This is a genomic window from Streptomyces sp. NPDC059456 (assembly GCF_042750055.1).
GTDB lineage: Bacteria > Actinomycetota > Actinomycetes > Streptomycetales > Streptomycetaceae > Streptomyces.
This window is the reverse complement of record NZ_JBHYVA010000296.1, coordinates 1-9,668: the sequence shown is the minus strand read 5'-3', so window position 1 is coordinate 9,668 and position 9,668 is coordinate 1. Positions and strand designations below refer to the sequence as shown.

The 9,668-nt window shown below is 73.9% G+C and carries 10 protein-coding genes and 1 pseudogene; 4 read left to right on the top strand and 7 right to left on the bottom strand.

What is annotated here, in order from left to right; translation table 11 throughout:
- Positions 1 to 285: 285 nt before the first annotated feature.
- The 3 genes and pseudogenes from ACFXA3_RS23990 to ACFXA3_RS23980 form a co-directional block, all read right to left on the bottom strand.
- Positions 286 to 948 (bottom strand): annotated as a pseudogene (locus ACFXA3_RS23990) (amidohydrolase family protein); the annotation flags it as partial.
- Between the two features lie 21 nt (positions 949 to 969).
- Positions 970 to 1,290, bottom strand: coding sequence for a hypothetical protein (locus ACFXA3_RS23985; RefSeq protein ID WP_385189919.1), 321 nt, complete (start codon positions 1,288 to 1,290; stop codon positions 970 to 972).
- Entirely contained in the window at positions 1,287 to 1,982 is a 696-nt protein-coding gene (locus ACFXA3_RS23980; RefSeq protein ID WP_385189916.1) for a maleylpyruvate isomerase N-terminal domain-containing protein, read from the bottom strand. Before ACFXA3_RS23980 ends, ACFXA3_RS23985 begins: the two co-directional genes overlap by 4 nt.
- A gap of 151 nt (positions 1,983 to 2,133) precedes the next feature.
- Between ACFXA3_RS23980 and ACFXA3_RS23975 the strand changes: the two genes are divergently transcribed.
- Entirely contained in the window at positions 2,134 to 2,832 is a 699-nt protein-coding gene (locus tag ACFXA3_RS23975; RefSeq protein WP_385189913.1) for an alpha/beta hydrolase, read from the top strand.
- Between the two features lie 55 nt (positions 2,833 to 2,887).
- On the opposite strand, the gene ACFXA3_RS23970 is transcribed toward ACFXA3_RS23975, so the two are convergent.
- The 4 genes from ACFXA3_RS23970 to ACFXA3_RS23955 form a co-directional block, all read right to left on the bottom strand.
- Positions 2,888 to 4,072, bottom strand: coding sequence for a winged helix DNA-binding domain-containing protein (locus ACFXA3_RS23970; protein ID WP_385189911.1), 1,185 nt, complete (start codon positions 4,070 to 4,072; stop codon positions 2,888 to 2,890).
- A gap of 425 nt (positions 4,073 to 4,497) precedes the next feature.
- Positions 4,498 to 5,178, bottom strand: coding sequence for a HEAT repeat domain-containing protein (locus ACFXA3_RS23965; RefSeq protein ID WP_385189908.1), 681 nt, complete (start codon positions 5,176 to 5,178; stop codon positions 4,498 to 4,500).
- Positions 5,179 to 5,273: 95 nt separating this feature from the next.
- Positions 5,274 to 5,687, bottom strand: a complete 414-nt coding sequence (locus ACFXA3_RS23960; protein WP_385189905.1) for a hypothetical protein — start codon at positions 5,685 to 5,687, stop codon at positions 5,274 to 5,276.
- 109 nt (positions 5,688 to 5,796) lie between these two features.
- On the bottom strand, positions 5,797 to 6,240 hold the full coding sequence (locus ACFXA3_RS23955; RefSeq protein ID WP_376200767.1) for a transglycosylase SLT domain-containing protein: 444 nt from the start codon (positions 6,238 to 6,240) through the stop codon (positions 5,797 to 5,799).
- Between the two features lie 698 nt (positions 6,241 to 6,938).
- On the opposite strand from ACFXA3_RS23955, the gene ACFXA3_RS23950 reads away from it, so the two are divergent.
- The 3 genes from ACFXA3_RS23950 (at position 6,939) to ACFXA3_RS23940 (ending at position 9,526) form a co-directional block, all read left to right on the top strand.
- The gene (locus ACFXA3_RS23950) at positions 6,939 to 7,736 is read left to right on the top strand and encodes a CAP domain-containing protein (RefSeq protein ID WP_385189902.1); all 798 of its coding nucleotides are present in this window, start codon (positions 6,939 to 6,941) and stop codon (positions 7,734 to 7,736) included.
- Between the two features lie 215 nt (positions 7,737 to 7,951).
- On the top strand, positions 7,952 to 8,458 hold the full coding sequence (locus ACFXA3_RS23945; RefSeq protein ID WP_385189901.1) for a hypothetical protein: 507 nt from the start codon (positions 7,952 to 7,954) through the stop codon (positions 8,456 to 8,458).
- A gap of 309 nt (positions 8,459 to 8,767) precedes the next feature.
- Positions 8,768 to 9,526 carry a thioredoxin family protein gene (locus tag ACFXA3_RS23940; protein WP_385189899.1) on the top strand — a complete coding sequence of 253 codons (759 nt, stop codon included), beginning with the start codon at positions 8,768 to 8,770 and terminating at the stop codon, positions 9,524 to 9,526.
- Positions 9,527 to 9,668 lie beyond the last annotated feature (142 nt).

Sequence of the window (9,668 nt, the reverse complement as noted above, 5' to 3'; positions counted from 1 at the left end):
GCTGCGGGTGCGGCTGCGGCTGCGGCTGCGGGTACGGATGCGCTCGTCGTGCCGGGCTCGCCGCCGGCCGCGCTCGTCAAGGATTCGCTGCTGACGGCCACCACAACCCCCACGCGATCATCGGCCCAGGTACACGGAAGCTAGTACACCCGCCCGTTCTGCCGCATCCACGACATACACCCCATTCGAAGCACACCCCCGCACTCGCGCGCCGAAGTGCGCCGCACGCGCCCCGCCGGCGCGCGGTGGACGCGCCCGCGGGGACCGCGTCCGCCGGGCGGCCGGTCAGGCTCGGGCTCGCGCTCGCCCTCGTGCGAGACGGGGGAAGAGGGCCTCCGCGTTTCCGCGGTGGATCGCGTGGAGCTGCCCGTCCGCCCAGTGCGGGTAGCCGACGAGCCCGTCGTCGAAGCCGCTGCACCACTCCTCGGGCACCATGGGGAAGTCGCTGCCGTACAGGACGTGCCCGGGCTCGGCGAACGCGAGGAGCGAGGGCAGCGAGACGGGGCCCGCGCAGAACGCGGTGTCGAAGTGGAACCGGCGCAGTTCGGCCATGAGGTCCTCGGGAGCGCTGCCCGGACGCAGCCGTGCGGCGGCAGCGAAGCGGTGGGCGGCGTACGGCAGGAAGCCGCCCGCGTGGGGAAGGATCATCTTCAGCCGGGGGTACCTGCCCGGGACACCGGCGAGGGCCAGGTGCAGGGCCGTGCGGGCGGTGTCGTACGGGAAGTCCACCAGCGGGCTGGGCAGGCCCGGGACCATCGCGCCGGGCGGCGCGGTGGGGTGGACGAGGACCACGGCCCCGCGCGCGTCCAGCTCGGCCCACAGCGGCTCGAACTCCGCGTCGCCGAGGTAGCGCCCGTGGGCGTTGGACAGGACCATCACGCCGTCCGCGTCCAGCTCGTCCAGGGCGTGGGCGGCCTCGGCGAGCGCCCCGTCGACGTCCGGCAGGGGGAGGACGGCGAAGTTCCCGGGTCAGGACCCCGTCACCAGTCGCGTCAAGGCGATGGCCCCGAGGACGACGGGTGGGGCGAGCCACCACCGGCCGAGGGCTCGGCGCACGGTCGGGGCCAGGGTCAGGGCGGTTCCGGCGAGGCTCAGGCAGACCGAGAAGAGGCAGGCCAGGTCGGTCGCCGCGCGTCCGTCCTCGTCCCCGCCGGCGGGCTGCCCGTCGGACAGGACGATCCAGAGCACCGCGGCGTTCAGCAGGTGGAGGGCCACGAGCAGGCAGCCGGCGACCTGGCGCACCCACACCTGGTCCGAGGGCCGTTCGGGGTTTCCGAGGCCGTCCGTCATCCCGTCACGTCCTCGGCCGTGCCGAGGGCGTCGCGGGCCGCGCCACGGTCGAGGGGTGCGCCGTACCAGCGCCAGTCGGTCCGGCGGGGGCGGTCCGGCGTCTCGATGCGGCCCGTCGCCCACAGCAGGGTCGCCCACGGGGTGCCGAGGACCGGGACGTCGGGGAACAGACGCGCGAGGGCCCGCTCGCTCAGGTCCTGCGGGGGCTCGCGGTCACGGTCCGAACCCCGGGCGATGTCGTGGGTGTGGACCAGTGTCTCGACGACGCCCATGGCCGCGAAGCCCTCCGGATCGGAGGCCCCGAAGACGTGCGGGGCCAGCGCGGTCGGGGGCGCGGTGTCCACGGCCGCGGCGAGCAGTCCGCCGCACGCCTCCACGGTGGTCAGGAGCCCCTGCGGCCCTGCGTCGTGGTCCGTGAAGATGACGTTGGCCGGGCCCTCGGGACGCTCGCGGGACACGCGCAGCGGGACGCGCGGCACGCCCATGGGACGCGCCAGCCCGAACCGCAGCGCGTAGGTGAGCAGGTCGTCCGCGAGGTGGTCGAGGGTCTCCCGGCGCGTCCACTCCAAGTCCCCTGCGCGGTCGTGCCATTGGGCGGCGGGGATGCCTTCGAGGACGTCGAGGCAGTGGGCGACGGCCCGCCGTACGTGTTTCCCCGACACCGGTGACCGAGGTTGTGTGGACTGTGACATGACAGGAGCCTACAAAGCCGGGGTGCTGCCGCTCCCCGGACCCGTGTGAGTGGCGGCCGTGGGCGGCGCGGTGGCGTGCTTGAGGTGGTCTGCCTAGCGTGGGCGGAGCAGTCGGACACCCCTCTCCCCCACCTACCGAGGAAGGCCCCTCATGGCCGGCAAGCCCTCCATCGTCCTGGTCCACGGCTTCTGGGGCGGAGCCGCCCACTGGTCCAAGGTCATCACCGAACTCCACCGGCGCGGCTTCCGTGACCTGCACGCCGTCGAGAACCCGCTGACCTCCCTCGCGGACGACGCCGAACGCACCCGGAAGATGGTGCGGCAGGTCGACGGCCCCGTCGTGCTCGTCGGTCACTCGTACGGCGGCGCGGTCATCACCGAGGCGGGCGACCTGCCGAACGTGGCCGGGCTCGTCTACGTCGCGGCGTTCGCGCCGGACTCGGGTGAGAGCCCGGGAGCGCTCAGCCAGGAGCTGCCGCCGGCGGCGTTCGCGAACATCGCGCCCGACTCGGACGGCTACCTGTGGATCAAGCCGGACCTGTTCCACGAGAGCTTCGCGCAGGACCTCACGCCCGACGAGGCGCTGGTCATGGCCGTGACGCAGAAGGCACCGCTCGGCTCCGCCTTCGGCGATACCGTCACCGCGCCGGCCTGGCGCACGAAGCCGTCCTGGTACCAGGTGTCCACCGAGGACCGCATGATCCACCCGGACAACGAGCGCCGCATGGCCGAGCGGATGAACCCCCGCAAGACGATCGAGCTGAACGCCTCGCACGCCTCCCTGGCCTCGCAGCCGGGCGCGGTGAGCGACCTGATCGAGGCCGCCGCGAACGACGTGGCCGGCCGGTAGCGGACGCCGCCGGTGCGGGGCCCGGACCGGCCCCGCACCACCCGCGTGGCGACCGTCATGCCGGGCCGGTGAAGAGGCGGCGCTCCAGGGGCGTGCGCATGCTGGGCCGGATCCGGATGTCGCCGAGGAAGGCGGCCGTGCGGGCGGCCTCGGCGGCGGTGGCCGCCCGGGCCCCGGGGGTGCGGCCGGCGGGTGTCAGGGCGTGGGTCGCGATCTCGCCGTCGGGGCGCTGGGTCCAGCCGCCGACGATGCGGCCGTCCCACCAGACGGTCGGGCCGATGTTGCCGTAGGCGTCGAAGAGTTCGGGTACGAGGGCGGGGTCGAGGTACCAGTCGCGCTGTCGCCAGCCCATGGGGGTGGGGTCGAGTGCGGGCAGCAGGACGGCCGCGGGTTCGGTCTCGGGGGGCGGATCCAGCTGGTCGGGCAGGGCGTGGCCGGGGCCGTGGGAGAGGTCGACGTCGACGGCTCCGGTACGGGCGACGGCCTTGCGGGTGTCGGTGAGGTTCCAGCCGGTCCACCACTTGATGTCGTCGGTGGTGGCGGGCCCGAAGGCGCGCAGGTAGCGGGTGGCGAGCTCGGCCCTGGCCTCGTCGGCGGCCAGCTCGGGGTGGGGTTCGGCCACGGTCCAGCGGAACTGGGACGAGGCCCAGGTTCCCAGCGGGCGTCCGCGCCGGATCCGGCTCTCGGCGGCCATCACGCCCAGCACCCGGCTGGTGATGCGGGGTGTGGCCGCGTACGGCTTGCCCGGAGCGACGCTGATCTGGGTCCGCAGTGCGGGTACGGCGGCTGCGAGCTGGGCGGCGGTGGCCTCGCCGAGCCCCGCCAGGGCGGCGAGCACGGCGTCCTCGGTCGCAGCCAGCCAGGCGTCGTCGTGACCGTGCTGCTCGCCGAGGACTTTGAGGAGGTTCCTCCGCTCGCGGGCCGCGACGGCCCGTGCGGTGGAGGCGTCGACGACGGGTGCGAGGTCGTGGGGGACGACGAACATGGTGCGGCGCATGCACAGCATCCGCACCAGGGTCCGCTCCTCGTACAGGGCGTGTTCCAGCTGCGCCGGGGCCGGGTCGGCCGTGCGGGCGGCCACGGTCAGGTAGACCGTGGCCGGGTCCGTGGCGTGGAGGGCGACGAGCGCTTCGCAGACCTGCTCGGGCGTGTCCGCGCGGTCCGGTGGGGTCAGGAGATGGCCGGTGGTGATGCGGGCGCGCCGCTGCCGGTCGGTGATCTTCGGTCGGGCATGGGTCATGGCGTGGCCGGGGGCGCATGGCCGCCCGTTGCCGTCCTTCCACTGGTCGGGCGGAGCCGCACGCCCGGACGGGGTGGGCGTCCGGGCGGCGCGGCGGGGGTGGCGTCAGGCGGTGTTCAGGGTGGAGATCAATTCCAGCACGGGCTTGTCGACCTCGTCGGGCTGGTCGGTGGTGTCGCCGGCCTTCGCCATGGGTGGTCTCTCCTGCCGTGCGTACGTACGTCCCGGTCGGGCCGGTCAAGGGCACTCTCGGGGCCCCGCGCCTCGGCGGCGTCCGACAGACCCCGGGCGGAACCGACCGAACCCGAAGGAACCCGAAGGGGCACCCGGGGAGGGCATCGGGGGAACCCGGCCTCCTGTCCGGCTTACGCCTCCGACGCTACGCGGCATTGCGGACAGATCAGGTCCGCAATGCCGCGACGTGCTCAGCCGGCGCCGCCGAGGGCCACGATGCGCTTCGCCTCCTCGATCGCGAACTCGAATCCGGCCTCCGGGTCGAGCCACAGCCGTTCCGTGGCGATCGCGTGCGTGCGTACGCGAGGATCGGGGTGCACCTTCGCCTCGGCCAGCACCGGCGACACCGCCTCCCCCAGAGCGATCAGCGCACGGCTGAGGCTCATGTGCGTCTCGCGGCCGCCGCGCCCGAGCTGGCTCGCCAGCACCACGGCCAACGCGCGTTCCTCGCCTTCGGGCACGAGCGCGACCGCTGCCCGCCATGCGGTCCGGGCCACCTCGTCATCGGCGTCGGACAGCAGCGCCGGCGTGATGGCCGGCCACGCCTGCCGGTCCCCGATCTTGGACAGTGTGTGCAGCGCCTGGCTCCGTGCCTGCGCACGCTCCGCGCGGAGCTCGTCGAGAAGCGCCGGAACCGTCATCGACGGCGCGTGACGGATCAGTGCCCAGGTCAGCATTTCCCGTACGTGGAAATCGGGTTCGACCGCGCACCGCTCGATCAGCTTGCCGATCGCGCCCGGGTGCGGGGTCGTGCCGACCGCCATCGCCGCCCGCAGCCGGACCGGCGGGCTGTCGCCCTCCAGCCCCTCGACGGCTCGCATCACATCGGTTCCCGGTTCCGCCATGGCCATGGGGACCACCTCCTCGGCCACAGTGAAGAGCTTGTCACCGTGTCAAGGTCAAGCGGAGTCCCGGCAGGCTCGCCGCGCGGCCCGGGAACGCCGCCGGGCGCGCCGCCCGGCGCCGGTCAGGGCATCTCGTCGGGGTCACAGCTGGACCGGCGCAGCCCGATCGTGCGCAGCGCCCGCATCAGGGCCTCGGAGTCTCCCGCACGCACGACGTGGACGGCGCCCTCGACCACGAGGCCCGACAGCGCGCGGGGCACGCGCGCGGCGGCCGTGCGCAGCACCACCCCGCTCGGAGGATCCAGGGCGCGCACCCCGTGGAACACGCGCAGGACGTCCGGATCCGCGTCGAGGGCGTCGAGCCCGGCCGGCAGGGACAGGACGGTGATGTCGGGCAGCAGGAGACGGGCGTGCGCGAGGGCGACCGCGGGTTCACGGGCATGCGACAGGACCCGGAAGTGCGGATTGCGCTGGATGCCCGCGCGCAGCAGCTCCAGCTGCTCACCGTCCGGCACTCCGACCAGCAGAACTGTCATCACCTGCACCATCCTGCGTTCCGGCGCACGCCGGGGCGACCCGGAACGCGAAAACGCCCGGCCGGGGGTCCCGGTCGGGCGTTTTCGTGCGTCTGCTGCCGCTGGTGGCTTAGTACCAGTGGTGGGCCTGCCAGAAGTTCCAGGCGCCCACGGGGCTGCCGTAGCGGGAGTTCATGTAGTCCAGGCCCCACTTGATCTGGGTGGCCGGGTTGGTCTTCCAGTCAGCGCCGGCGGAAGCCATCTTCGAGCCCGGCAGGGCCTGGACCAGGCCGTACGCGCCGGAGGAGGCGTTCGTGGCGGTGTGGTTCCAGCCGCTCTCGCGGGAAACGATGTTGTTGAAGGCCGCGAACTGCGCCGGGTCCTTGATCATCTGCTGGGCGATCGCCTTGGCGCTCGTCGGGGCCGCCTGGGCGGGGACCGTGGCGAGCATGGAGCCGGCGACACCGAGGGCGACTACAGCGCCCGCGAGCGTCTTCTTCGAAGCGGCGATGCGGCGGATGACGGGGTTCGACACGGTCTGACCTTCCGAAGGGAACCAGGACGGTCGCCGCATGCCGAAGACATGCGTGAGCCACTCACGCGAAGGAGAGGGGTTCGTCGGCGGCGGGGTGGGTACCCGTGCCGCCCGGCGACTGACCCAGTTCTACCGACGCTCCGGACCCCTGACAATGCCCGTTCCTACTACCGGCCCTCGCACAGGCCCGGGTGCGGCGTCCGGCGAACCCGGTGCGGTATCTGCGGCTCGTCCCTACTAGCAGGGTTCGTATGTGATCTGCACCCTATGGGCCGAGTCACCCCGGAGGCGCCGGAATCTCACGATGCGTGGCGACTCGTCACGCTCGATGCGCCGAGCCGTCGGCGCATCGACGAGGACGACGGGGCGGCGAGGGCGATGACGGCCCGCTCCTCGGCCCACCCGGACGGCGCAGTCGGCCGGGAGAGTCCGAGTCGGCCCGGGACCGGCGGTCCGGGTGCGGCAGGACCGGTTCGGGCCGGCGCCGCACGACTGGATCCGGCGGCACCGATCGTGCACCTTTTGACCGGAGTTGAGGCCATTGCCCGGATCGCCTCTGCGCCGATCCTGCGGGCTTCCTTAAGGGAAGTTGAAGAACCCCTCCAGATCGATCTTTTCGCTGGTCACCAGCCTAGGCTCGGACCGAGTCCCCTCTCCCTGCCCTATGAGGTGTTACCGGCATGAGCCCCAGTACTCCCGGACGTCCGTCCCGTGTCGAAGCACGACGGCGGAAGACGGTGCGCACGCGCATCGTGCTGTCCGTCACCGCGGCCGCCGCGGCGGTGGCGGTCGGCGTCGCGGTGGCCGACTCCGACGGTGCTGCGCGCGGGAGCGGCCACACCGACGGCGCCGCGGGACCGCTGTCCGGGAAGTCGAGCGCCGACGCCGGAACGAACGCCCCCACCGCCCCCGTTCCCACCGGCGAGGCCTCGGCCCCGGCGAGCCCGAGTCCGTCGGGGACGCCGGGAGCCGACGCCTCGGCGTCCGCCACTCCCGCACAGCCCTCGGCGGCGGAGAGCAGCACGGAGGCCAAGTCGGCGTCGGCCCAGACCGACAAGCCCACCCGCAAGCCCGCCGGCAAGGGCAGCGGTTCCGGCGGCTCCACGGGCACCGGGGGCTCCGGCGGTTCCGGGGGGTCCGGCACGGTCGACGCGAACAGCGAGTCCGCGGTCCTCGCCCTGGTCAACAAGGAGCGGGCCACCGCCGGGTGCGGTCCCCTGACCACGAACAGCAAGCTGAGCGCGGCCGCGCGGGCCTACAGCGACACCATGGCCCGCAGCGGCGTCATGTCCCACACCGGCCCCGACGGGTCCACGATGACCAGCCGGGTCGAAGCCGCCGGATACACGTGGTCCAACCTGGGCGAGAACATAGCCCGCGGCCAGGCCGACGCCGACGCGGTGATGGACGCCTGGATGCACAGCCCCGGCCACCGGGCCAACATCCTCAACTGTGCCTTCAAGGAGATCGGCATAGGCGTGCACAAGGGCGACGGCGGCCCGTGGTGGACGCAGGACTTCGGCGCCTCCAGGTAGCCGGCCCGCACGACGCCCCCACGTCCTCCGACCCCGTGCAGGGGTCCGGAGGACGTCGGCGTCCGCCGGCCCGGGCGCCCGCACCGACCCTGCGGAACACCGGGTTCCCCGGAAGGGGGAGGCGGTGACGGGCCCGTCGGAGCGTCCGCCACTATGGGGCCGTGCCCCGACTCCCGCGATACCTGCTCATATGGCTGTCGTGTACGGCCGCCAGCGTGACCGCCGTGCTCGCCACGGTCCAGTTCGTCGTCGGCTCGACCCGGCATACGCCCCCGGTCGCCCGGTCCGCCCCGACGGTCATCGAAACGCCGCCCGCATGGCAGGCGGGCACCCCGTCGCCGAGCACGCCGTCGCCGAGCGCGTCCGCGAGCCCCTCTCCCTCGGTGACGCAGCGGCCGTCCCCCTCGGCCGCGTCCCCCACCCCCGCCAAGGCCTCGCCGGGCACCCCCCGTACCAGCGCCTCGAAGAGCTCCGTGGACTGCGCGGAGGGCGGAGCGGGCCTGTACACCGTCCCCTCGCAGGGCGGCAAGGTCACCGTGCGGTACGGCAGCCGCGGCGTGTGCCTGATCTCCGCGGTCCCGGACCGGGGCTTCAAGACCAGCACCTCGCAGACCTCGGACGACACCCTCTCGGTCACGTTCACCAGCGCCGACCACCGGTCGCTCGTGACGGCGACGATCGAACCGTCGGCGAAGGCCACCGTCCGCGAGTCCTCCCTCTGAGACCTGGTGCGACCCGGCGCGACCTGGTGGGACCCGGCCGCGCCGGACACTCCGGTCGCCCTGCTCCCGCGCCCGGTCCGCGCTCCGGCGAAGCGGAAGATGAGCTGTTCCTTAGGGCATCCTCAAGATCGGGCGGAGCCGGTTCCGGCGGCCCGGAGCGGTCCTATGCTCGCCTCAGCCGAGTGGCCTTCGGCGCCGGGGCGTGACCCCGGCGATCCGTCGGGCCGCAGGTTTCACCGAGCCGGGGGGCGCCCTGCCCTCCCCGCATTCCGATCCGTGCCCTGGGGTGTCTTCGCCATGAGTTCTCGCATGCTCCGACCCGTCCGCGCCGACCGCCGTACGCAGCCGTCCCGCCCCGGGACACCCCGGGCCGTGCGCATGCCGCTGGTCGCCGCGGCCGTGGTGGCGGCGGGCCTGACCGCGGCCTGCGGGCCTTCCACCCAGCCCGTCGGATCCGCCGCGCCGTCCGCGGCCGCCTCGTCCCCCGAGCTCTCCGCCGCCTCCGCCACCGAGTCCGCGACCGCGTCGCCGGAGGCGTCCCCGACCGCCTCGGCCTCCGCCTCCGCTTCCGCGTCCGCCACCCCCCGGCCCGGTACCTCGCCCGCCAAGGCCGGGGCCGCCGCCGGGACGTCGGCCAAGCCGTCCCGTACGGCCGCCGCGGCGCAGCCCGCGGCCGTGCCCGGGCCCGGCTACGACAGTTCGGCCGACGCGCAGAAGCTCATCGACGCGGCCCTGCGCACGGCCAAGTCCGAGGGCCGCATGGTGCTGCTCGACTTCGGCGCCAACTGGTGCGGCAACTGCAAGGCCGCGGACAAGGTGTTCGCCCAGTCCCAGACCGCCGCGATCCTCGGTGACTCCTACCAGCTGGTCAAGATCGACATCGGCGGGAACAGCTCCGCCAACTCCGCACTCCTGCGCAAGTACAGCCCGTCGGGCGGCACCTACACGATGCCCGTGCTGGTCGTCGTCTCCCCGTCGGGCGCCGTGCGCACCGACACCCATGTCACCGGCAACCCGTCCCTGACCGCGGAGGGCATCAACTCCTTCCTGCGCAAGTGGGCGTCATGAGACGACCGGTCCGCGCGGCCGTCCTCGCCCCGGCCGGGGCCGGACTCGCGGTGGGGGCCCGGGGGGGGGCCGGCGGGCGCGGCGCCCCCGCCGCCCCGGGGCGGGCGCCGCCCGCCGCCGCGCCCGGCGAGGACCGCCTGCT